The organism is Pseudarthrobacter phenanthrenivorans, from assembly GCF_000813845.1.
Lineage (GTDB): Bacteria > Actinomycetota > Actinomycetes > Actinomycetales > Micrococcaceae > Arthrobacter > Arthrobacter phenanthrenivorans_B.
The window spans coordinates 98405-121704 of the sequence record NZ_JWTB01000005.1 but is presented as its reverse complement, the minus strand read 5'-3'; the positions used below and the strand labels follow the sequence as shown (position 1 = coordinate 121704).

The window sequence follows — 23300 nt, the reverse complement described above, 5'->3', positions numbered from 1 at the left end:
GGGTAAAGTCGACCGGCAAGGCGTTGACAGCTTCTTAAGTCGTCCGTAAAGTGATTGCAACCGATCTCAGCAACCGATCTCATCCGGTTGAAAGGATAAGAGGCGGGTGGGGCAGCGCATCCGCCGGGCGAGCACAAATGCCCCGGCAGATCCCACTACCCCTCGTCTCAGCAAACGTAAAAGTATGGAGAGTTCAATGAAGACCTCAAAGGCAGCGCTCGGCAGCGCAGACCCTTCGGCGGTTCCCGAAGGGTCCCAGCACCCTCGCCGCACCATTAATATGGTGGCGGGCACGATCGGCCATTTCGTGGAGTGGTACGACTGGTACATCTACGGGCTGCTGGCAGCCGTATTCTCGGGACAGATCTTCCCAAGCGATTCCCCATTCGCCTCTCTTATCGCAGCACTGCTCACCTACGCGGTCGGCTTTGTTGTGCGCCCGCTCAGTGGAGTCATTATTTCCCCACTCGCCGACCGGTTTGGCCGGCGGCTCATCCTGACCCTGTCGATCTCGGGCATGGCGCTCGGTGCTCTCATCATCGGCCTCACACCGTCGTTCGCCACCGTCGGCTATGCAGCACCGGTTCTCTTCCTTGTTGCCCGGATCCTTCAGGGGATCTCGGCCGGCAGTGAGGCGCAGAGCGCCATCGCGTTCATGGTTGAACACGCTCCCCCGAACCGCAGGGGCCTGTTCGGTTCGTTCTCCAACATGGCCAGCGGACTCGCAACCCTGGCCGCTACCGGCGCCGCCGCAATTGTGACATCATCCTTCACTCCTGCAGACCTCGCCGCGTGGGGCTGGCGCATCCCCTTCGTCGCAGGCGGCATCCTCGGCGTCGTCGGCCTTATCTTGAGGGCCCGCGCGGAGGAAACCCCTGAATTTGAGGCAGGTGCCCTTGTCGATCAAAAGACCGCGGCGGCACGCCTGTGGGACCTCCTTCGCGAACACCCCAAGGCTCTGCTGCAGGCAGCTGCCCTCTCTGCCCCGGCCGTTGCCTACTACACCTGGGCTACTTTCCTTCCCACCTACGCCAAGCTGACCTCCGGCCGCGACCTGTCCTCCACCTTGGCCGGCAGCGTTATCGGACTCGCCTTGCTCGTTGTCATCGTGCCGGTCTGCGGCGCGCTCTCTGATCGACTCGGCCGACGCAAAATCTTCCCCATCATCGGCGCCATCGGCATGATCGTCCTCTTCTACCCCCTGCTGCTGCTGCTGAACCAGCCAGGCTTTGGCGTATACGTTCTGGTATCGGCATCCGGATGGGTGGTCCTCGGTATCTGGCAGTCGATCTACCCGACTATCCAGGCCGAACTGTTCCCCGCATCGGTCCGCGTATCCGGAATCGGGTTCGCACACCAGATCGTGATTGCCGTCTTCGGTGGCACCGCCCCGCTGATCGCCGCTGCCTTCGTCGGCGCCGGCCAGCCGATGCTTGTCGCGGTCTACATGATCGTTATCGTCGCCCTCTGCCTCGTCGTCTACTTCACGCTGCCCGAGACCGGCAACCGCGGTGACCGTGCCACTGTGGCGCTTGCTGACCCTGAAGTACTTGAAGGCGAGCACCTGGTCTCGAGCACCTCGTCGACTACCGACGGGGCTAAGCGTTCCCACTAGGCATGATGTACCACACAGCCGTCGCGGCTCGACCAGGTACGAAGGGGCCTGTGCCCCGGATTTCGTCGAGCCGCCCGGCTCACGCTGGCAATCCCCGTTGACGGGTTGAAAATTCACAGCGCGTTATGACTAGGCGAAGACAGAGAGGATGCCTGCAATGAACGGCATGATTATCAATACATTTTCCTATCTATGGTCAGCGACAGCAATCGATGCCATAGCTGAATTGGTGGACAGTGGGTACAAGACTTTCGAGGTTCCGATCAGCTCGCCACATTGCTGGCCGGATGAAATGTCGGCCCAAGAGCGTTCGGCAACTCACGCAAGGCTGCATGAATACGGTGCGACAATCAGGTCACTGAACGCCGGTGGCTATGACATCAACCTGGCAAGCCCCGGCGCCAGCATGCGTCGCAAGAGCATCGAGCACATCAAATCGGTGATCGACCTGGCCGCAGCGTGGGATGTCACCGATGTCGTGATATCCCCCGGCACGCGACGCCCGATGATCTCACCGTCACTCGAAAGCGTTCATGGGTGGATGTACGAGAGCATGGAGAATCTCATCCCACTGGCCAAACAGGCCGGCACGCGACTGCTCTTCGAAAACACCCCCTACTGCTTCACCCCTACCATCCAGGACCTGGCAGGCGTCGTCAGCATCATCAATGATGACGCAGTGAAGATCGTGTACGACGTCGCCAACGCCGCCTACATAGGAGAAGATCCCGTAGAAAGTCTGCGCTCCCACCACCAATCGATTGGACTCGTCCATATTTCTGATACGGGCACGGAAACCTGGGGCCACGATCCAATCGGCACCGGAGTGATCGACTGGAACGGGTTGGGTAAGGCCGTAAAAGAAACGTGCGGCGTCAATAACGTAGTTCTTGAGATCATTCGCGAAGAAAACCCCGTTCAGGAATTCAATAAGGCGATGCAGGATCTCGAGAACCAAGGCTGGGACCTGGGTCATTAGCCAGGGTTGGAGCTCGCGAGCCAGCCGGAATCCAGTACAGGATCTCGGTCTACAGCCCGAATCCTGCAAAACAAGCCGTTGCTGGCCCGCGATTTCTACCGCTTTGGTAGTCAAAACAATTTTTAATGTGAACCACTAGTAAAAAGGAACTGTGTGCGATGAGAGCTTTGGTTACCGGCGGAAGCAGCGGCATAGGAGCGGCCACGTGCGTGAGAATCGCAGAGGCTGCCCTGGCCCGGGGTGTGCACCCGATGATCGCCGTGGGTGGACACGAACCGAACACCAGCCAGGAGCAAGTCGTTCGCTCAATCCAGTCCCTCGGCGGTACGGCCATCGCACTCACAGGCGATCTCGCTGACCCCGATGTGCCAAGTCAGTTGGTAAAGGCCGCGGTGGCTGAGTTCGGCGGGCTGGACGCCTTGGTAGCGAACGCGGGAATCGCCAACCCCGGTGCGATCTGTGACGTGTCGCTTGAAGACTGGGACAACATGTTCTCCGTTAACCTCCGCAGCGCGTGGCTTCTGGCCAAAGCAAGCTACCCCCACTTGAAACAGAGCCAAGGCGCCGCCTGCTTTACCTCTTCCATGTCCGGTCAGCTACCCCACGCCGGATCCGGCGCTTACAGCCCCAGCAAAGCTGCCTTGACGATGCTGGCCCAAACACTTGCACTGGAATGGGCGCCCGACGGAATCCGCGCAAACGTCGTCTCCCCGGGCATGACCCACACGCGGATGACCGAAAAAATGTACGAAGATCCCCAAATCAAAAAGGCAAGGGAAAATATCATTCCTCTGGCACGAATCGGCGACCCCATGGACATTGCCAACGTGATCGAATTTCTCGTGAGTCCGCTATCGGGTTATGTCACCGGCCAAGACATTTGTGTCGACGGTGGCTTCTCTAAATCTATTCTTAGCCATATTCCTGGACGACCCAGTTCCAAATCCTGAAGCCCGAGCTGTGCCGGCGCCCCCGAAGATGTACTAGCCCCGATGCGGCAACCCTGTCACCGGCGACACCATACACAGGCATTGGCATGGCCGGCCGGGGCGGGCAGAGCACCGTTGCGCTCGGGGGTCCTGCTCGGCCGTCCCGTCCTCGGGGATCGACATTGGCGGCCCCCGTCGCCACACCGCCGGGCCGAGGGGGCGGGGGCCTTGCCCGATTCGCCCCGGCTGCCGCCCCCATCTCACTAAGGCGCGCCGGTGGCCCAGCCCGGCGACGAACCTAGAGCGCGTCTTATAAGGCGAGGATGTTCCGGGTGAGACTCTTGGTGCGTGTCGCATTTTGAGTGGCCTTCGGAGTGCTCGTTGGTTGAGGAGCTGTTGCCGTGGCCGACGGGTCTGAAAGGCCGCAGCAGCCCCAGGTAGGAGGGCGTGCCACAAAGGACCCCACGTGAATCAACAGCTAGACCACTCATTCCGGACCAGCGTCGGCAGGAAATTCTGCGGCTTCTGGGTCCCGAAGGTGTGCATGAAATGTCTCCCACATGACGGTGCGCGCGACCTAACAGTCTTAGAGAATTCGGCGCAAGTCGGCTCGGTACAGGGCGGAGTCCGTCTCGCCGAATGGACAGTCCCGGCCCTTCCCAGGAAGCAGTAGTTCAGCGCCCAACTCGAACTGCCCGCAAGCAGGCCGTTGCCCAACGGGCTGCCCAGCTCATCGAGGACGACATGGTGGTCTTTCTGGACGCCGGCACCACCTGCCAATCGGTAGTGCCCCACCTCGGCGCTCGCAAGAATCTCACGGTCGTCACCAACAACTTCTACGTGGTGACCAGCCTCTTCGCCCACCCACACATCGAGGTCATCCGCACCGGGGGCGCCGTAGATTCATCCAAGGGTTCCAGCGAGGGACGCATCGCGGCCGACGCAATCAAAGGCGTCAGTATCGACTTGTCCTTCCTCAGCACCGGAACCTGGAACATGTCCCGAGGGGCCACAACTCCATCAATGGACAAAGTGGAAGTCAAACTGGCCGCCCTCGAAGCCTCCACCTCCTGTTTCCTTCTGGCAGACAGCACAAAGTTTGGAATGGTCTCGAAATTCCGGGTCACCGCAATCGAGAAACTGGACGCGGTCGTCACTGACGAACAACTACACAGGGAAACGCAGGAGAACATCCGCGATCTCGGTGTTGCGGTCCATGTGGCTCACCTCAGCAAGGGCAGCTTTTTGTACGCACCACCCTAGGAAAAGAGGTTAACCCCATACGTCACAGCCCAACTTGACGTCAGACCGTGGCGCGAAGTCTGTCCGACGGAGCTCGGTAGCTCCCTGTTCTGACCCTAGCTCTCGGAACGCATGTGCCCAGACCGTGGACACGGCCCTATGCCCACGCCAATAAAGCATACGTAAGTGTGGACACTGTCCACACCCTCTTTGGCAGGACAAACCTCGGGGCACGACTCTCGCACGAACGCCCTAAGACCGCCTCCCGGGCGCGTTCTGTAGCGAGATCGCCGAAGTCATGTCGTTCGCGTTCCCTCGGCCCATGCATAGGTGTAGGCCACCCCGGCCAACCCAACGGAACCGAAACGAGGGACTGCATAACCCACTAGAGCAGCGGAAGCCCCACAGCCAGGGACTTGACCCCGCCACCCCACTCCTGAATAGGCCAGCGCGGCGGCCAGGCCACAGCCCCCGACCCAACCCGTCAGACGACGCGACCACAGGCTTTGTCAACACGTCAAAGCAAAATCGCTCCTGACGAGGCTATCTGTTGTGCCCGAGGTGGGACTCGAACCCACACACCTTTCGATACCGCATTTTGAGTGCGGCGCGTCTGCCAATTCCGCCACTCGGGCGCGGAATACGAGGAGCAAGAGTACGCCCACAGCTGACTGTGAGCAACGCGATCGCTTCACGTACGCGGAATTACTCTACATGCAGATAGGCTGAATTCCAGAATCGCGCCGCCGTCGCCGCAAACGAACCCCTGCAAGCCAAGTACAGCCGCGGTGGCACCTAAGATAGTGATGTCCCGCCGTACCTTTTCAAGGAGATCCCGTGACTGAACAGACGGAGTCCAAGCCCACGTCCCAGCCGGCGCGCCGCGTCATTGTGGCAGAGGATGAAACCCTCATCCGCCTCGACATCATCGAGATCCTGCGCGGCGAAGGCTACGACGTTGTGGGTGAGGCGGACAATGGCGAAAAGGCCGTCCAGCTCGCCGAGGAACTGAAGCCGGACCTGGTCCTCATGGACGTCAAGATGCCTGTCATGGACGGCATCTCTGCGGCCGAAAAGATCGTCAAGGCCCGCATCGCCCCCGTGGTGCTGCTGACCGCCTTCAGCCAGAAGGAACTGGTGGAGCGTGCCCGCGACGCCGGCGCCATGGCCTACGTGGTCAAGCCGTTCACCCCGGCGGACCTCATCCCCGCCCTGGAGATCGCGCTCTCCCGCCACGAGGAGATCAAGGCCCTCGAAAGCGAGGTGTCGGACCTGCAGGAACAGTTCGCCACCCGCAAGCTGGTCGAACGCGCCAAGAGCCTGCTCACCACCAAGATGGGCCTGACGGAACCGGAAGCGTTCCGCTGGATCCAGAAGACCTCCATGGACCGCCGCCTCAGCATGCGCGAGGTTGCCGAAACCATCATCAACCAGGTCAACTAGCCGGCCGGCCGGGCCTCGGGACATTACGACGACGGCCCGGCCGCCCCAGGGTAAGGCGGCCCCAGGGTAAGGCGGCCCCACAGTAACGGTCACCAAGGCGGCCACGCCAGCACAGCGAAAAGGACCCCTGCCAACCGGCAGGGGTCCTTTTGCGTTGAAGCCTAGGCCTGGGCGGCCTGGTTCTTCTTCTTCTTTTCCGGCCAGGGGCCGAGCTTTTCCTTGTTGCTCACGAACTCTCCGGCGCGCGTGGAGTCGGCGAGGTCGCCTACCTTGTGCACCTTCAGGGAGTTCGTGGAGCCGGCCTTTCCGGGAGGCGAACCGGCAGCGATGACCACCAGGTCACCGTCCTCCACCAGGCCCATTTCCTCCAGGCTGCGGTCAACCTGCGCGGTCATGGCGTCGGTGTGGTCAACCATCTGCACCAGCACCGGCTGGATGCCCCAGGTCAGCGCCATCTGGTTCCAGACCTGCTCCACCGGAGTAAACGCGAAGACCGGCTTGATTGGCCGCAGGCGGGACAGGCGGCGGGCCGAGTCGCCGGACTGGGTGAACGCACAGATGTACTTGGCATCCAACTGGTCGGCGATTTCGACGGCGGCACGCGTGATGGCGCCGCCACGGGTCCTGGGCTTGGTGCCCAGCGGGGGGACGCGCTCCAGGCCGTGGACCTCGGTGGATTCGATAATCCGGGCCATGGTCTTGACCGTCTCGATCGGGTACTTGCCCACGCTGGTCTCACCGGAGAGCATGACGGCGTCGGCACCGTCGAGGACGGCGTTGGCGCAGTCGGACGCCTCTGCACGGGTGGGGCGCGGGTTGTCGATCATGGACTCGAGGACCTGGGTGGCCACGATGACCGGCTTGGCCCAGCGGCGTGCCAGCTCGATGGCGCGCTTCTGCACGATCGGCACTTCCTCCAGCGGAAGTTCCACACCAAGGTCGCCGCGGGCCACCATGATGGCGTCGAACGCGTCAATGATCTCGGGCAGCTGCTCAACAGCCTGCGGCTTCTCGATCTTGGCGATGACCGGCACGCGGCGGCCTTCCTCATCCATGATCTCGTGCACGCGGGTGATGTCCGAAGCATCGCGGACGAAGGACAGCGCCACCAGGTCAACGCCGCGGCGCATCGCCCAGCGGAGGTCGTCCTCATCCTTCTCGCTCAGCGCGGGGACGTTCACGGCCACGCCGGGAAGGTTGATGCCCTTGTTGTTGGACACCATGCCGCCGACGGTCACCTCGGCGACCACCTTGACGTCGTCCACCTCGATGGCACGCAGGGCTACCTTGCCGTCGTCGATCAGCAGGGCGTCGCCCACCTTGACGTCCTCGGTGAGGCTCTTCAGGGTGGTGGAGCAGATCTCCCGCGTACCGGGGACGTCCTCGGTGGTGATGGTGAAGATGTCACCGACGGCCAGCGCGTGCGGACCATCGACGAAACGGCCCAGGCGGATCTTGGGACCCTGCAGGTCGGCCATGATCGCCACGGCCTTCCCCAGGTCGGAGGCCGCCTTCCGCACGTTTTCGTAAGTGTTGTCATGCACGGTGTAGTCACCGTGGCTCATGTTCATGCGGGCGACGTCAACGCCGGCCTCCAGCACAGCCAGGGTGTTCTCGTAGCTGGCAATTGCCGGGCCGAACGTAGCCACAATTTTTGCGCGTCTCATATACCTACCCTATTGGTCTCTTGCATTGGTTAAGTTGTCGGCGAGGTGAACCCTCGGTGCATCCCCCGGGTCTGTGGCTAGAGGACGGCGATGGCGCGGTCCGTCGGCGCAACGGGAGCGGGGAGGATGGTGCTTCCCATCAGGTACTTGTCCACGGCTGCTGCGGCGGCACGGCCTTCGGCGATGGCCCACACGATCAACGACTGTCCGCGGCCGGCATCACCGGCGACGAAGACACCTTCGGTGTTGGTCATGTAGTAGCCGTCGCGGGCCACGTTGCCGCGGCCATCGAATTCGGCGTGAACCTGCTCGGTGATCCCGGCCGGCTCGGCGCCGGTGAAGCCCAGGGACAGGAACACCAGGTCGGCCGGGATGATCCGCTCGGTGCCGGCCTTGGGCAGGCGCTTGCCGTCCACGAATTCCGTCTCGGCCACCTTGACGCCGGTCAGCTTGCCGTTTTCGCCAACGAACTCGACGGTGGAGGCGAGGTAGGTGCGTTCGCCGCCTTCCTCGTGGGCGCTGGCCACCTCGAACAGGGTGGGGAACGTCGGCCAGGGCTGGTGGCTGGCACGCTCCGACGGCGGCTGCTTGCCGATTGCCAGGGTGGTCACCGAGGCAGCGCCGTGCCGGTGGGCGGTACCCAGGCAGTCGGCACCGGTGTCGCCGCCGCCGAGGATCACCACGTGCTTGCCGTGCGCGTTGATCTGGTTTTCGATGGTTTCCCCGGCCACCGCGCGGTTGGCGGGAACCAGGTAGTCCATGGCGAAGTGGATGCCGTCCAGGTCGCGGCCCGGTATGGGCAGGTCGCGCGGGACGGTGGCGCCGGTGCAGACCACGACGGCGTCGTAACGCCGGCGCAGCTGCTCCCAGGTCACGTCGGTCCCCACGGCCACGCCGGTCCGGAAGCGGGTGCCTTCGGACTTCATCTGTTCGACGCGGCGGTCCACCTGCTCCTTTTCCATCTTGAAGTCGGGGATGCCGTAGCGGAGCAGTCCGCCGATCTTGTCGTCCCGCTCATAGACGGCCACGGTGTGGCCCACCCGGGTGAGCTGCTGGGCGACGGCCAGGCCTGCAGGGCCGGAACCGACCACGGCCACGGTCTTGCCGGTGAGGCGCGTGGGCGGCAGAGGGTTAACCCAGCCGTTGTCCCAGGCCTCGTCGATGATCGACACCTCAACCTGCTTGATGGTCACGGCGGGCTGGTTGATTCCCAGCACGCAGGACGCCTCGCAGGGAGCCGGGCAGAGCCGGCCGGTGAACTCCGGGAAGTTGTTCGTAGCGTGCAGCCGCTCGATCGCTTCCTCGCCCTTGTCCCGCCACATGAGGTCGTTCCACTCGGGAATCAGGTTGCCCAGCGGGCAGCCCTGGTGGCAGAACGGGACGCCGCAGTCCATGCAGCGCCCGGCCTGGGCCTTCAGCGTGCCCTTTTCCTGCGCCTCATAAACTTCCTTCCAGTCCATGATGCGGACAGGAACGGGACGGCGCGGCTGGGTTTCACGCTGGCGTACTTTCAGAAATCCGCGTGGATCAGCCACCGGTCACCTCCAGGATTCGAGACCATACTTCTTCGCCGTCCGGGTCAAGGCCCTCTTCGATGGCGTCGAGACGGGTTTGCAGCACGGCCGCGTAGTCGCGCGGCAGCACCTTGGTGATGCGGGCAGCGGTGTCATCGAAGTTCTCGAGGAGGCGCGCCGCCAGCTGGGAGTCAGTTTCTTCCACGTGCTTGACCAGCAGGCCGTGGACGATGTCGCGGTCCTCGGCATCCAGCTCGCGGAGCTGGAGTTCGCCGGACTGCAGGGCGTCCTTGTTGACCTTGGCGGTATCCAGGTCCAGGACGTAGGCGGTGCCGCCGGACATGCCGGCGCCGAAGTTGCGGCCGGTGCGGCCGATGATCAGTGTCTGGCCGCCGGTCATGTACTCACAGCCGTGGTCGCCGATGCCTTCGACGACGGCGGTGGCACCGGAGTTGCGGACCAGGAAGCGTTCGCCCACCTGGCCGCGCAGGAACAGCTCGCCGCTGGTGGCGCCGTAGCCGATGACGTTGCCGGCGATGACATTGGTCTCCGCCTTGAACACGTTGGTCCGGTCCGGGCGGACGATGATCCGGCCGCCGGAGAGTCCCTTGCCCACGTAGTCGTTCGAGTCACCGAAGAGCCGCAAGGTGATGCCTGCGGGCAGGAAGGCGCCCAGCGACTGCCCGGCGGTGCCGTTCAGTGTGATGTCGATGGTGTCCGTGGCCAGGACGTCGGTACCAAAGGTCTTGGTGACAACGTGGCCCAGCATGGTGCCCACCGAACGGTCGGTGTTGATGACGTCCACGGTGATCTTCACCGGGCTGCGGTCCGTCAGCGCTTCGGTGGCCATGGTGATCAGGCGCTGGTCGAAGTGCTTGTCCAGTTCATGGTTCTGGCCGGTCATGTTGCGCAGCGGCGCGTCGTCGTCGAACTCCAGGCCGTGCAGGATCGGATCCAGGTCCAGGCCCTCGGCCTTCCAGTGATCGATGGCTTCGCGGGTGTCCAGGACCTCGGCGTGGCCGATGGCCTCCTCGAGGCTCCGGAAACCGAGCTCCGCGAGGATCTCGCGGACTTCCTCGGCCAGGAACTCGAAGAAGTTCACCACGAACTCGGGCTTGCCGCTGAAGCGGGCGCGCAGCTCGGGGTTCTGGGTGGCGACGCCCACGGGGCAGGTGTCCAGGTGGCAGACGCGCATCATGATGCAGCCTTCCACCACCAGCGGGGCGGTGGCGAAGCCGAACTCCTCACCGCCAAGCAGGGCGGCGATGACCACGTCGCGGCCGGTCTTGAGCTGGCCGTCCACCTGCACCACCACGCGGTCGCGCAGGCCGTTGAGCATCAGCGTCTGCTGGGTCTCGGCGAGGCCGAGCTCCCACGGGACACCGGCGTGCTTGAGCGAGTTCAGCGGCGAGGCGCCCGTGCCGCCGTCATGTCCGGAGACAAGTACGACGTCGGCCTTCGCCTTCGTCACGCCGGACGCCACGGTGCCGATCCCGACTTCCGAGACAAGCTTCACGTGCACCCGTGCCGAGGGGTTGGCGCGCTTGGCATCATAGATGAGCTGCGCGAGGTCCTCGATCGAGTAGATGTCGTGGTGCGGGGGCGGGGAGATCAGCCCGACGCCGGGGGTAGAGTGCCGCGTCCGGGCCACCCACGGGTAGACCTTCTGCGCCATGAGCTGGCCGCCCTCGCCGGGCTTGGCACCCTGAGCCATCTTGATCTGGATGTCGTCGGCGTTGGTGAGGTAGAGGCTGGTGACCCCGAACCGGCCGGAGGCGATCTGCTTGACCGCGGAACGGCGCCTGGGGTCGAGCAGGCGGTCCACGTCCTCGCCGCCTTCGCCGGTGTTGGACTTGCCGCCCAGCTGGTTCATGGCGATGGCCAGCGTCTCGTGGGCCTCCTGGGAGATGGAGCCGTAGCTCATGGCTCCGGTGGAGAACCGCTTGACGATGCTGGAGACGGGCTCCACTTCCTCAAGGGGCACGGAGGGGCGCTCGTTCTTGAACTTGAGCAGGCCGCGGAGGGTCATCAGGTTGGTGGACTGGTCGTCCACGCCCTTGGTGTAGGCCTTGAAGATGTCGTAGCGGCGTTCACGGGTGGCGTGCTGCAGCCGGAAGACGGTCTCCGGGTTGAACAGGTGCGGCTCGCCGTCGCGGCGCCACTGGTACTCGCCGCCGCCCAGCAATGGGCGGTGCGGCTGCTCGATGCCGCCCTCGGGGTAGGCCATCTGGTGCCGCGCGGAAACTTCGGCCGCGATGACGTCCAGGCCCACGCCGCCCAGCTGGGAGTGCGTGCCAGCGAAGAATTCGTCCACCAGTTCCTGGCCGAGGCCCAGTGCCTCGAAGGTCTGGGCGCCAGTGTAGGAGGCCACCGTGGAGATGCCCATCTTGGACATGATCTTCAGGACGCCCTTGCCCAGGCCCTTGATGAGGTTGTAGACACCGTCCTGCGGGGTGACGCCGGTGACGTCGCCGGCAGCGATGAGCTGCTCCACCGATTCCATGGCCAGGTACGGGTTGACAGCGGATGCGCCGTAACCGATCAGGACCGCAACATGGTGCGTCTCGCGGACGTCGCCGGCCTCCACCACCAGGGCGGTCTTGGTGCGGTTGGCACTGCGCAGCAGGTGGTGGTGCACGGCGCTGACCAGCAGCAGGGACGGGATGGGCGCCCACTGGGCGTTGGAGTCGCGGTCGGAGAGCACGATGTACTGCACGCCGCGGTTGATGGCGCCGGACACCTGCTCGCAGATTTCGGTCAGCCGTGCGCGCAGCGCGTTCTCGCCGCCTTCGGGCCGGTAGAGGCCGCGGACCTTCATGGCCACACGGTTGCCGTCCGCGTCCTCGATATTGGCGATCTTGGCGAGCTGGTCGTTGTTGATCACCGGGAAGGGCAGCTGTACCTGCGGCTGGCGGACCTGCTTGGTGTCCAGGAGGTTGCCGTTGGGGCCGATGGCGCAGGTCAGGGAGGTGACCAGTTCCTCGCGGATGGCGTCCAGCGGCGGGTTGGTCACCTGCGCGAAGGACTGCACGAAGTAATCGAAGAGCAGGCGCGGGCGCTTGGACAGCACCGCCACGGGGGTGTCCGAACCCATGGCGCCCAGCGGCTCGGCACCGGTGCGGGCCATCGGGCCCAGCAGGATCTTCAGTTCCTCGGTGGTGTAGCCGAAGGTGCGCTGGCGGATGTTGACGGAGGCTGCCGTGTGCACCACGTGCTCGCGCTCGGGAAGTTCGTTGAGGTCGATCAGGTTGTCCTTGACCCAGTCGGCCCACGGGTTTGCCGCGGCAACCTCTGCCTTGACCTCTTCATCGTCGATGATGCGGCCGGCCTCGGTGTCCACCAGGAACATCTTGCCCGGGGAAACGCGGCCCTTTTTGACCACCTTGGAGGGCTCGACGTCGATGACGCCCACCTCGGAGGCGAAGACGATCAGGCCGTCCTCGGTGATCCAGAAGCGGCCGGGGCGCAGGCCGTTGCGGTCCAGGGTGGCGCCCACCAGGTTGCCGTCGGTGAAGGAGACGGCGGCGGGGCCGTCCCACGGTTCCATCAGCAGCGAGTGGTACTCGTAGAACGCACGGCGTGCGGGATCCATGGTGGCGTGGTTTTCCCAGGCCTCGGGGATCATCATCATGATCGCGTGCGTGATGGGCCGGCCGGAGAGCCACAGCAGTTCCGCTACCTCGTCGAAGGACGCGGAATCGGAGGCGCCGGGGGTGCAGATGGGGTACAGCTCTTCCGGCGAGTCGCCCAGCAGCGGGTTGGCGAGCTGCGACTGGCGGGCACGCATCCAGTTCCGGTTGCCCTTGACGGTATTGATTTCACCGTTGTGGGCGATGGTCCGGAACGGCTGCGCGAGGGGCCAGGACGGGAAGGTGTTGGTGGAGAAGCGCGAGTGCACGATCGCCAGCTTGGTCTTGAACCGCTTGTCGGACAGGTCCGGGTAGAACGGCTCCAGCTGGGCGGTGGTGAGCATGCCCTTGTAGACGATGGTGCGGGAGGACAGCGACGGGAAGTAGACGCCGAACTTGTTCTGGGCCCGCTTGCGGATGCGCCAGGCCCGGGCATCGAGTTCGTTGCGGTCCAGTTCCTCCCCGTTGGCGGCGGCCAGGAACGGCTGGGAGAAGTAGGGCATGCAGGCACGCGCCATGGCCCCGACGAGGTCGGCGACGACGGGCACTTCGCGCCACCCGAGGACCTTCAGGCCCTCATCGGCGGCAAGGCCTTCGATGCCGGCCTTGGCGGCGTCGGCTTCCCGCTGCTCGGCAGGCAGGAAGGCAGTGCCGGCAACGTACTGGCCCGGGGCAGGCAGTTCGAACTCGGTGACGGCGCGGAAGAATTCGTCCGGGATCTGCATCAGCAGGCCGGCTCCGTCCCCGGTTCCCTCGTCGGCGCCCACGGCACCGCGGTGTTCCAGGTTGCGCAGCGCGGTCAGGGCGGCATCAACGATGTCGTACCCGGGCTCGCCGCGGAGGGTCGCGATGATGGCAAGGCCGCACGCGTCCTTCTCCTGCTCCGGGTTGTACAGCCCGGCAGCCTCCGGCATGGCGGCGAAGCGCTTGAACGGCGACAGTGCAGTCCCGGGCTGATCCGGTTCAGACCAGCTGGGAGTGTTAAGAGTTTGGGTCATGGGAGACGTCCTTCCTCCTGATCGTGCGTATGGAAGGGACACCGTTGGCCCCACTCGTCGGCGCCGTTGCAAGGGCACAACAAAGTGTTGATTACTGGAAATTGTAGGTCAGCGCAGCCTGCTGAACTAACGGTTACGCAGGCCCCTGCCCGGGACAACACCGGACAGCAGCTTCACGCTGTACGGATAGTGCCCCATGCCACGACATTGTGGTTGCGGGCCCTTCGAGCGGTGGCTCTGCTGCCCTGCCTGGCCGGCGTCCTACTTGCCGGAGCCGGCCTCCGATGCGGACCCTGTGGCTGTGCTGCCGGAGTGCCCGGCAGCCGTTGCATCCGGTCCGGGCTTGGAGCCCGCCGGTGCAGCCTCGGCTTCTTCCGTGGGGTCGGAAGCACGCCTGGAACCGCTTTGGTTATCAGGGAGATTACCACGCGAATCACTATCTGAGACAACGGCGTCCGGATCACGGACTTCTATGACTGTCCCGGCATCCGGGCGTTCCGTGCTGTCCCCCACAGGCTCGTGGCCGGGGAGGTAGACGGTGTCCGGGTCCGGCCGGCCCTTGAGGCCCAGCAGGATGAAGGCGATCAGTGCCGCGAGGAATACGAAGATGCTGGTCCACACGTTCAGGCGCGTGGTGATGCCGAAGATGGTGATCTGTTCGGCGTCGTCGATCCGCATCGCTTCGATCCACACGCGACCCAGCGTGTAATACATGGCATAGAGCCAGAAGAGCCGGCTGCGGCGGAAGTGGAAGCGCCGGTCCAGGGCAAGCAGGATCAGCACGCCTGCCAGGTTCCACAGCGATTCGTAGAGGAAGGTGGGGTGGAACAGGGTGTCTGCGGGCATGCCGGCCGGGAAGTTGGGGTTGTCGGCGTCGACCTGCAGCCCCCAGGGCAGCGTGGTGGGGCCGCCAAAAAGTTCCTGGTTGAAGTAGTTTCCCCAACGGCCCACCGCCTGGGCCAGGAGCAGCCCGGGCGCAGCCGCGTCCACGAACGCGCTGAGCTTGACCCCGCTGCGGCGGCAGCCGATCCAGGCACCCACGGCGCCCAGGACCACGGCACCCCAGATCCCCAGGCCGCCGCGCCAGATCTGCGGAATCAGGGAGAGGTCCCCGGTGCCGTCGAAGCCGGGGCCGAAGTAGGCGTCCGGGGAGGACACCACGTGGTAGAGCCGGCCGCCGATAATGCCCAGCGGGATGGCCCAGATGACGATGTCCCAGACACTGCCTTCAGGGGCGCCGCGCTTGGCCCAGCGGACGGAGGTCAGCCACAGGCCGACGATGATGCCGGCCAGGATGCACAGGGCGTAGGCGTGGATCCGCAAGGTTCCCCAGGGCAGGGGGATGTCGAAGCCGGACCAGTCCGGGCTGGGGATGCTGGCGGGAACCAGGCCGGGGGCCAGGGCTGCCGCCTGGAGGAATGGCTGCATGGCCTAGGCCCCGGCTTCCTGGGTGCGGCCGGTTTCCGGCACGAGTCCCGTGCTGAGGTCCTTGGTGAGGGCGGCGACGGCGTCCACTCCCCCGTCCCGCAGTGCTGCCACCAGGGCGGTGCCTACGATGACGCCTTCTGCGTAGGCGGCAATTTCGCGGACCTGGTCCGCGCTGGAGACGCCAAGTCCCACGCAGACGTGTTCGGCACCTGCCGCGTGGGCTGCTGCCACAACGTCCTTCGCCGCCGTGCTGACCGATGTCCGGGCGCCGGTGACGCCCATGATGGAGACGGCGTAGACAAAGCCGCGGCTGGCGTCCACGGTGCGCTGCATGCGCTCGGGGGTGGAGGACGGGGCCACGAGGAACACCCGGTCCAGGCCGTACTTGTCCGAGGCGTCCATCCACTCGGCTGCTTCATCAGGGATGAGGTCCGGGGTGATGAGCCCGGCTCCCCCGGCCTCGGCCAGCCGGCGCGAGAATTCGTCCACGCCCATGCGGACCACGGGGTTCCAGTAGGTCATGACCAGGACGGCGGCGTCGGTCCTGCTGGTGATGCCGGCCACGACGTCGAAGACCTGGCTGACATGGAAGCCCTTGGCGAGGGCCTCGGTGGTGGCGGCCTGGATGACCTGGCCGTCCATCACCGGATCCGAGTACGGGATGCCGATCTCGATCAGGTCGGCACCGTTCTCCGCCAGGGCAATGCCGGCGGCGATGGTGTCCTCCACGCTGGGGTAGCCGGCGGGGAGGTAGCCGATGAGGGCGGAGCGTCCCTGCGCCCGGGCCCGGTCAATGGCGGCTGCCGACTTGCTGGTCATCTCTGCGTGGTTCACAGCTGCTCCCCCTCTTTGCCGATTTCGGATTCGGCGGAATTCTTGTCCAACAGGTCAAACCATTCGGCGGCGGTGGCCACGTCCTTATCCCCGCGCCCGGACAGGTTGACGATGATGATTTTTTCGCCGGCGGTGGCTGGGTCCTCGGCGGCCAGGCGCTGGCCTACCTTGATGGCTCCGGCCAGGGCATGCGAGGACTCGATGGCGGGAATGATGCCCTCGGTGCGGCACAGCAGGCGGAAGGCCTCCATGGCTTCGCTGTCCGTGATGGGCTCGTAGCTCACCCGCCCAATGTCGGACAGGTAGGAGTGCTCCGGGCCGACGCCGGGGTAGTCCAGGCCCGCCGAGATGGAGTGCGACTCAATGGTTTGGCCGTCGTCGTCCTGCATCAGGTAGGACCGTGCGCCGTGGAGGACGCCGGGCTTGCCCAGGCTGATGGTGGCAGCGTGCCGGCCGGTCTCCACGCCGTCGCCGCCCGCCTCAAAGCCGTAGATCTTTACGGAGGGGTCGTCCAGGAACCCGTGGAAGATGCCGATGGCGTTGGAACCGCCGCCGATGCAGGCGCAGACGGCATCCGGGAGGCGTCCTTCCTGCTCCAGGATCTGGGCGCGGGCCTCGTCACCGATGACCTCGTGGAAGTAACGCACCATGGCCGGGAACGGGTGGGCGCCGGCCGCCGTGCCAAGCAGGTAGTGGGTGTTGGCGACGTTGGCCACCCAGTCCCGGAGGGCGTCGTTGATGGCGTCCTTGAGGGTCTGCGAGCCGCTGGTCACCGGGATCACCTTGGCGCCCAGGAGTTCCATCCGGGCGACGTTCAGCGCCTGGCGGCGGCAGTCCTCGGCGCCCATGTAGACCACGCATTCCAGGCCCAGGAGGGCAGCCGCGGTGGCGCTGGCCACGCCGTGCTGGCCCGCGCCGGTTTCGGCGATGATACGGGTCTTGCCCATGCGCTTGGCGAGCAGCGCCTGGCCCAGGACGTTGTTGATCTTGTGGGACCCGGTGTGGTTGAGGTCCTCGCGCTTGAGGAAGACCCGCACCCCGCCGGCGTGCTGGGAGAACCGCTTGGCCTCGGTCAGCAGGGACGGCCGGCCGGAGTAATTCTTGTTCAGGTCCGCGATCTGTGCGCGGAACTCTGGATCGTCCTTGGCCTTGTTGAAGGTCTCTTCCAGTTCGTCCAGGGCGGCGATCAGCGACTCGGGCATCCATCGGCCGCCGTAGTTGCCGAAGTACGGCCCCGGGGCGTGGCGGAGGGATCCGCCCTGCAGGAATGCTTCCGTAGTGATGTTGTCAGCTTTTCCTGAGGGTGCGTCAGCCATCAGTCCTGTCCTGTTCAGAGTTGGTCGGTCAAAAGCATGCTGGTCCGGCGGCGCCGGACGATGTTCCTGGGGCCGGCGGCAAGCCGGACCCGCAGGGGTTTGCGTCCAGGTGTGGTCAGGCCCGGGCGGCGATGGCTGCGGCACCTGCCGCAGTGAATTCGGCAATCCGCTCCCGGGGAGTGGCGTGGCTGACCAAAGCTTCGCCCACCAGGATGGCGTTGGCGCCGCTGGCGGCGTAGTGCGTGACGTCGTCGGCGTCGCGGACGCCTGATTCGGCCACCACGATTGCCTCCGCGGGTATCAGCCCTGCCAGGGAGGCAAAGACTGAGCGGTCGACGTCGAGCGTCTTCAAATTGCGCACGTTGACGCCGATGATCCGGGCGTTGGCCGCCACGGCCCGCTCGATTTCCTCTTCGGTGTGGGTCTCCACCAGCACGTTCATGCCAAGCTTGCGGCTGAGGGCGCTGAACTCGGACAGCTGGGCGTCGGAGAGCGCGGCCACGATGAGGAGGATGAGGTCGGCCCCGTGGGCACGGGCCTCCCAGACCTGGTACTCGTCGAGGGTGAAATCCTTGCGCAGCAGCGGGGTGTCGACGGCGGCGCGCACGGCGTCGAGGTCGGCGAGGGAGCCGTTGAAGCGGCGCTGCTCGGTGAGGACGCTGATGACGGAGGCCCCGCCGTCGGCGTATTGCCTGGCGAGGGACGCCGGATCGCCGATGCTGGCGAGGTCGCCCTTGGAGGGGCTGCGGCGCTTGATTTCGGCAATGACTTTCAGCTGTTCCCGGGTTGGGGAGGTTCCGCCGAGGGCCGCCCAGGCGTCGCGGGCAGGCGCGGCGGCCCGGGCACGGTCCTTCAGCTCAGCCAGGGAAACGAGCCGCTTCCTGGCCTCCATATCCTCCCTGACACCGGCGTTGATGTCGTCGAGAACAGTCGCCATCAGTGGCCGGAGTTCTTCAGCTTGCTGCCTTCGACGCCGTAGCCTGCCTTGCGCATGACGTAACCGAGGATCAGGCCGATGACCATGACCACGGCGCCGCCGATGAAGATGGGCGTGCTGGCGATGACGAAGGCGATGGCTGCGATGAGCGCACCGACGAGCATGACGATGACGCAGGTCCAGGCGGCGGGGCTGTTGCCGTGGCCCAGTTCCTGGCTGTGGTCAATGACGCCGGGGGCCACCGTGCGGGTGCCTGACTTGGAAACGGACGCAGGTGCTTTGCTCATGGAAAATCTCCTCAGGGTGGATACTGCTTACATTCTGCCATTTTTTGGCTGCCACCCGCGTATCGGCGGGCGTCGACGCCCGGACCGCGGCGGCAGCCCCTGGCCTTAGGTCGGGTCCTCGCCGCGCGACAGCCGGTCCCAGCTGTCGATTTCATCCACCGGGCCCACCGGTGCCGCGGCCCCCGCGGTGGCGGGTGCGTCATATTTCGTCCGCGATTTCCAATAACGGGATGCCGGCACGATCAGCAGGGCGGCCAGCACCAGCAGGCAGCCGGCGACGACGGCGAGCACCGGGAAGGCGGTGAGCTCAACGTGCGCCTGGCTTCCGGAGACACCCGTGGCGGCTGCGATGCTCCCCTGTGCCGCCGCCAGCGGATCGGCGAGGACAGTGGCCGCAGCGGCTGCCACGCCGGCGGAGGCAAGGACGATGATGGCGGTGATGACCCACCGGGCGATCCTGCCGGCAATGGCTGCGGCCAGGCCGCCGGCAAGCGCTACAAGGGCCAGTGCCGTGACGGTGGTGGCCGCCTTGCTGCCCTGGACCTGGATGGCATTCTGGGCGGCGCCGGCCTGGCCCACCTGGTTGGGGTCCAGGGTGGCACTCATCCACGTCTGGGTCGTGGTGCCGAAGGCAGCCAGGGCCAGGACGGTGATCAGCATGACCAAGGTCGACTTGCGCGCCCACACCGGCACCGGCCGTTTCTTCCCGGTCTTTCCGGGGCGGTCCGCAGCGGTACCCGGATCCGCCATCAGGACTCCGTCCCGCCGGGGAGGGATTCCGCGGAAATGTTGTGCAGCGACCCGGCCGTGTGCACGGCGCGCAGCGGGGCGGCGGCCTTGTTGACGGTTTCGAGGGCCTCGGTGGGGTTTACGGAGTCGGCAACGATGCCGCCGCCGGCCTGCACGTAGGCGCGGCCTTCCCGGATCAGGGCGGACCGGATGGCAATGGCCATGTCCATGTCGCCGGCGAAGTCGAGGTAGCCCACCACGCCGCCGTAGATGCCGCGGCGGTGGGGTTCCAGCTCGTCGAGGAGGCGCAGTGCCCTGGGCTTGGGCGCCCCGGACAGGGTGCCGGCCGGGAAGGTGGCCTTGAGTACGTCATAGGCCTTGGCCTTCGGTGCCAGCCGGCCCACCACGGTGGACACCAGGTGCATGATGTGGCTGAAGCGCTCCACCTCCATGAACTGGGTGACGTCCACGGTGCCGGCCACGCAGACCTTCGAGAGGTCGTTGCGGGACAGGTCCACCAGCATGAGGTGCTCGGCGCGTTCCTTCTGGTCCGCGAGGAGCTCCTCGGCGAGGGCCTTGTCCGCCTCCACCGTCTTGCCACGCGGCCTGGAGCCGGCGATCGGGTGGGTGATGACTTCCCCGCCCGTGACCGTCACCAGTGCTTCCGGAGAGGACCCCACGATGGAGTACTCGCGGCCTTCGGCGTCGGCCAGGCTGAAGATGTACATGTAGGGGCTGGGGTTGGTGTTCCGCAGCACCCGGTACACGTCCAGCGCGGACGCCTGGCATTCCATCTCGAAACGGCGCGAAATCACCACCTGGAAGACCTCGCCGTCCACAATGGCTTCCTTGCCGCGGTCCAGCGCCGCAAGGTACTCGGCCTCGTCCCACCGCTCCTGGACGCTGGAGGCGAAGTCCAGGGCAGCAGGAGCCAGGACGGAGACCGGCTGCACCACCGGTGCGCTGATCTTCGCCAGGAGTTCCTTGACGCGTGCCACGGCGTCGTGCCAGGCCTCGTCCACCCGCTCGGAGCTGTTGTCGAAGTTGATGGCGTTGGCAATCAGCAGGACTGTGCCGTCCACGTTGTCATGCACTGCCATGTCGGTGACCAGGTTCAGCGCCATCTCGGGCAGCTGCAGGTCGTCCTCGGGCGGGCTGACCAGCCGTTCCCAGTGCCGGACGGTTTCCCAGCCGAGGAAGCCGACCAGGCCGGAGGTGAAGGGCGGCAGTCCGTCGAAGCGGTCGGTGCGCAGGGCGTCGATGGTGTCACGGACGGCGTCGACGGGGCTGCCGCTGACCGGTACGCCCGCGGGCGGTTCACCGAGCCAGTGCGCCTGGCCGTCCTTCGTGGTCAAGGTGGCACGCGACCTGGCCCCAATAAAGGAATAGCGGGACCAGGCTCCGCCCACAGCCGCGGATTCCATCAGGAACGTGCCGGGTTGGCCCTGGGCCAGCTTCCGGTAGAGGCCGATGGGGGTTTCGGCGTCTGCGAGGACCTTGAGCCGGACAGGGATGACGCGGCTGTGGCCGGCAAGTTCCCGGAATTCCTCGAGGCTTGGGCTGATGGTTCCAAGGTCCTGCATGGCTATGCTTGTCCGCCTGTTCTTCGAAAGGGCCCGCGTTGGGGGCGCCTGGAGTGTGCTTGCTGGGTGGCGCGGCCGGGTATGCGGCTGTGGTGCCGGCGCCTGCCGGTCAGCCTGCCTGGCCGGCCACTACGTCGAGGGCCCGGCCGTCAAAGCAGGTGCGGGTGCCGGTGTGGCAGGCGGCACCCACCTGGTCGACGCGCACCAGCAGTGCGTCGCCGTCGCAGTCCATCGCCACGGATTTGACCCACTGCACGTGGCCCGAGGTGTCACCCTTGCGCCAGTACTCCTGCCGCGAGCGGGAGTAGAAGGTCACCCGTCCGGTGGTCATGGTGCGGTGCAGGGCCTCGTCATCCATCCAGCCCAGCATGAGCACCTCGTTGGTGTCGTACTGCTGCACCACTGCGGCCACCAACCCCGCGGCGTCGCGCTTGAGCGCCGCGGCAAGCCCTTCCGGAAGCGGGCTGGCGGGGGGCGCGGCCGGGGCGGATCCTGCGGACGGCATGGGCGCGGACACGGCTGTTCCTGCGGTTGGGACGGGGGTTGGCTGCTCAGACATCGGATCAAGTCTAGTGCCTTCACGGGCACGTTCTCCTGTTGTGAACAACGGCACGCCACCGGGTACCGCCGTGCTGCCCAACTGCGCAGCTCTCGTGCTAGTTTTCCAAGTGATGCATTTCGTCGAACCGTCCCGAGAAGTCCTGGCCGAAACCCTGCTTGCGGCGGGCCCTGATGCGCCCACGCTGTGCAAGGGCTGGCGCACCAGGGACCTTGCCGCGCACCTTTACCTGCGGGAGCGCAAGGCCGCCGTCGGGCTCGGTTTGATCATCAAGCGCCTGGCCAAGGCATCGGACCAGGCCACGGCCAAACTCGCGGCCAAGCTGACCAGCACCGAAGACTATGCCCGGCTGGTGAACACCTTCCGCGCGGGTCCGCCGGCGCTTTCCCCGATGAGCATCAAGGCGCTGGACGAAAGCGCCAACCTGATCGAGTACTTCGTCCACACCGAAGACGTGCGCCGCGCCGTGGACCGCTGGGCGCCCAGGGCCCTGGACGAGGCCTACTCGGACGCGCTCTGGGATGAACTGGTCAAGCGTGCCGCCATCCTGTACCGCGGCGTGGACCTTGGCATTGTGCTGGTCCGGCCGTCCGGTCCGCGCCACGTTGCCAAACGCGCACCCGTGTCCGTGGCGATTGTCGGGGAGCCGGGCGAACTGCTGATGCACGCCCACGGCCGGACCCGCCACGCCCTGGTCACCTTCGAAGGCCAGCCCGACGCCGTCGCCCTCCTGCAGTCAGCCGAAGTCGGGCTCTAGTCCCCACCCGCCCCCTAACCTCGCAAGCTCAGCCAGGGAACCCTGCGGGCGTGGGCCCATCCACCGGTCCTAGCGGACTTCAAACCCCGCGGCGCGGATGGCGTCCTTGACCAGGTGCATCATGTTGTCCGGCCCCCAGTGGAAGATGGAGGCGGCCAGCACCGCGTCAGCGCCGGCTGCGACCGCCGGCGGGAAGTGCGCCGGCTCCCCCGCACCGCCGGAGGCGATGATCGGGACCCTGACGGCGGCCCGGACCAGTTTGATCAGTTCGAGGTCGAAGCCGTCCTTGGTGCCGTCGGCGTCGATGGAGTTCAGCAGGATCTCACCCACGCCCCTGTCAGCTGCTTCCTTTGCCCATTCGATGGCGTCGATGCCGGTTCCGGTGCGGCCGCCGTGCGTGGTCACTTCGAAGCCCGACGGCGTGGGCTTCGATCCCGGGCGGGTGCGGCGGGCGTCGACGGACAGGACGAGCACCTGCGAGCCGAAGTGCCGGGTGATCTCGTCGATGACGTCGGGCCGTGCCACGGCAGCGGTGTTGATGGAGGCCTTGTCCGCGCCGTAGCGCAGGAGTTTGTCCACCTCGGCCACGCCGCGGACACCGCCGCCCACCGTCAGGGGGATGAAGACTTCCTCGGCGGTGCGGCGGACCACGTCAAAGGTGGTCTCCCGGTTGCCGGAGGAGGCCGTGACGTCGAGGAATGTCAGTTCGTCGGCGCCGGCGTTGTCGTAGCGGTGGGCGAGTTCCACGGGGTCGCCGGCGTCGCGGAGGCCCTCAAAGTTGACGCCCTTGACGACGCGTCCGGCGTCAACATCAAGGCAGGGAATGACCCGTACTGCTACTGCCATGGGAACTC

The 23300-nt window shown here is 65.7% G+C and carries 18 protein-coding genes and 1 tRNA gene; 6 read left to right on the top strand and 13 right to left on the bottom strand.

Features of this window, described 5'->3' with window-relative positions:
• Window positions 1–196: 196 nt before the first annotated feature.
• From RM50_RS02465 to RM50_RS02450, 4 genes are all read left to right on the top strand, one after another.
• A complete protein-coding gene (locus RM50_RS02465; protein ID WP_043449565.1) occupies window positions 197–1615 on the top strand; it encodes an MFS transporter in 1419 nt (472 codons plus the stop codon).
• Window positions 1616–1772: 157 nt separating this feature from the next.
• Window positions 1773–2594 (top strand): sugar phosphate isomerase/epimerase family protein, encoded by an 822-nt coding sequence (locus RM50_RS02460; RefSeq protein ID WP_082006942.1) that lies wholly within the window; start codon window positions 1773–1775, stop codon window positions 2592–2594.
• 158 nt (window positions 2595–2752) lie between these two features.
• Complete coding sequence (locus RM50_RS02455) at window positions 2753–3544, top strand: SDR family NAD(P)-dependent oxidoreductase (RefSeq protein ID WP_043449563.1); 792 nt, start codon at window positions 2753–2755, stop codon at window positions 3542–3544.
• Between the two features lie 618 nt (window positions 3545–4162).
• The gene (locus RM50_RS02450) at window positions 4163–4786 is read left to right on the top strand and encodes a DeoR/GlpR family DNA-binding transcription regulator (RefSeq protein ID WP_156133814.1); all 624 of its coding nucleotides are present in this window, start codon (window positions 4163–4165) and stop codon (window positions 4784–4786) included.
• A gap of 532 nt (window positions 4787–5318) precedes the next feature.
• On the opposite strand, the gene RM50_RS02445 is transcribed toward RM50_RS02450, so the two are convergent.
• Window positions 5319–5400: transfer RNA gene (locus RM50_RS02445), tRNA-Leu, on the bottom strand.
• 202 nt (window positions 5401–5602) lie between these two features.
• Between RM50_RS02445 and RM50_RS02440 the strand changes: the two genes are divergently transcribed.
• Window positions 5603–6208 carry an ANTAR domain-containing response regulator gene (locus tag RM50_RS02440; RefSeq protein ID WP_009358190.1) on the top strand — a complete coding sequence of 202 codons (606 nt, stop codon included), beginning with the start codon at window positions 5603–5605 and terminating at the stop codon, window positions 6206–6208.
• A gap of 161 nt (window positions 6209–6369) precedes the next feature.
• Here RM50_RS02440 and pyk read toward each other — a convergent pair whose 3' ends face one another.
• The 11 genes from pyk to hisI form a co-directional block, all read right to left on the bottom strand.
• Window positions 6370–7875, bottom strand: coding sequence for a pyruvate kinase (gene pyk / locus RM50_RS02435; protein WP_043449561.1), 1506 nt, complete (start codon window positions 7873–7875; stop codon window positions 6370–6372).
• Window positions 7876–7952: 77 nt separating this feature from the next.
• On the bottom strand, window positions 7953–9410 hold the full coding sequence (locus tag RM50_RS02430) for a glutamate synthase subunit beta (RefSeq protein ID WP_043449559.1): 1458 nt from the start codon (window positions 9408–9410) through the stop codon (window positions 7953–7955).
• Window positions 9403–14016 (bottom strand): glutamate synthase large subunit, encoded by a 4614-nt coding sequence (gene gltB / locus RM50_RS02425; protein ID WP_043449557.1) that lies wholly within the window; start codon window positions 14014–14016, stop codon window positions 9403–9405. The genes RM50_RS02430 and gltB overlap by 8 nt, the downstream gene beginning before the upstream one ends.
• Before the next feature lie 261 nt (window positions 14017–14277).
• Window positions 14278–15444, bottom strand: coding sequence for a prolipoprotein diacylglyceryl transferase (gene lgt / locus RM50_RS02420; RefSeq protein WP_043449555.1), 1167 nt, complete (start codon window positions 15442–15444; stop codon window positions 14278–14280).
• Window positions 15445–15447: 3 nt separating this feature from the next.
• Window positions 15448–16263 carry a tryptophan synthase subunit alpha gene (gene trpA, locus RM50_RS02415; RefSeq protein ID WP_043449711.1) on the bottom strand — a complete coding sequence of 272 codons (816 nt, stop codon included), beginning with the start codon at window positions 16261–16263 and terminating at the stop codon, window positions 15448–15450.
• Window positions 16264–16274: 11 nt separating this feature from the next.
• A complete protein-coding gene (trpB, locus tag RM50_RS02410; protein ID WP_043449553.1) occupies window positions 16275–17594 on the bottom strand; it encodes a tryptophan synthase subunit beta in 1320 nt (439 codons plus the stop codon).
• A gap of 115 nt (window positions 17595–17709) precedes the next feature.
• Complete coding sequence (trpC, locus tag RM50_RS02405) at window positions 17710–18531, bottom strand: indole-3-glycerol phosphate synthase TrpC (protein WP_043449551.1); 822 nt, start codon at window positions 18529–18531, stop codon at window positions 17710–17712.
• Window positions 18531–18818: an HGxxPAAW family protein gene (locus RM50_RS02400; RefSeq protein WP_043449549.1), complete on the bottom strand. Its 288-nt coding sequence runs from the start codon at window positions 18816–18818 to the stop codon at window positions 18531–18533. The genes trpC and RM50_RS02400 overlap by 1 nt, the downstream gene beginning before the upstream one ends.
• A 105-nt stretch (window positions 18819–18923) precedes the next feature.
• Window positions 18924–19568: a Trp biosynthesis-associated membrane protein gene (locus tag RM50_RS02395; protein WP_043449547.1), complete on the bottom strand. Its 645-nt coding sequence runs from the start codon at window positions 19566–19568 to the stop codon at window positions 18924–18926.
• The gene (locus tag RM50_RS02390) at window positions 19568–21130 is read right to left on the bottom strand and encodes an anthranilate synthase component I (protein ID WP_043449545.1); all 1563 of its coding nucleotides are present in this window, start codon (window positions 21128–21130) and stop codon (window positions 19568–19570) included. Before RM50_RS02390 ends, RM50_RS02395 begins: the two co-directional genes overlap by 1 nt.
• Before the next feature lie 109 nt (window positions 21131–21239).
• Window positions 21240–21689, bottom strand: coding sequence for a phosphoribosyl-AMP cyclohydrolase (gene hisI / locus RM50_RS02385; RefSeq protein ID WP_052259910.1), 450 nt, complete (start codon window positions 21687–21689; stop codon window positions 21240–21242).
• 112 nt (window positions 21690–21801) lie between these two features.
• On the opposite strand from hisI, the gene RM50_RS02380 reads away from it, so the two are divergent.
• Complete coding sequence (locus tag RM50_RS02380; protein WP_043449543.1) at window positions 21802–22446, top strand: TIGR03085 family metal-binding protein; 645 nt, start codon at window positions 21802–21804, stop codon at window positions 22444–22446.
• Between the two features lie 69 nt (window positions 22447–22515).
• Here the strand turns inward: RM50_RS02380 and hisF are convergent, their stop codons facing one another.
• On the bottom strand, window positions 22516–23292 hold the full coding sequence (gene hisF, locus RM50_RS02375) for an imidazole glycerol phosphate synthase subunit HisF (protein ID WP_043449541.1): 777 nt from the start codon (window positions 23290–23292) through the stop codon (window positions 22516–22518).
• Between the last annotated feature and the right edge of the window lie 8 nt (window positions 23293–23300).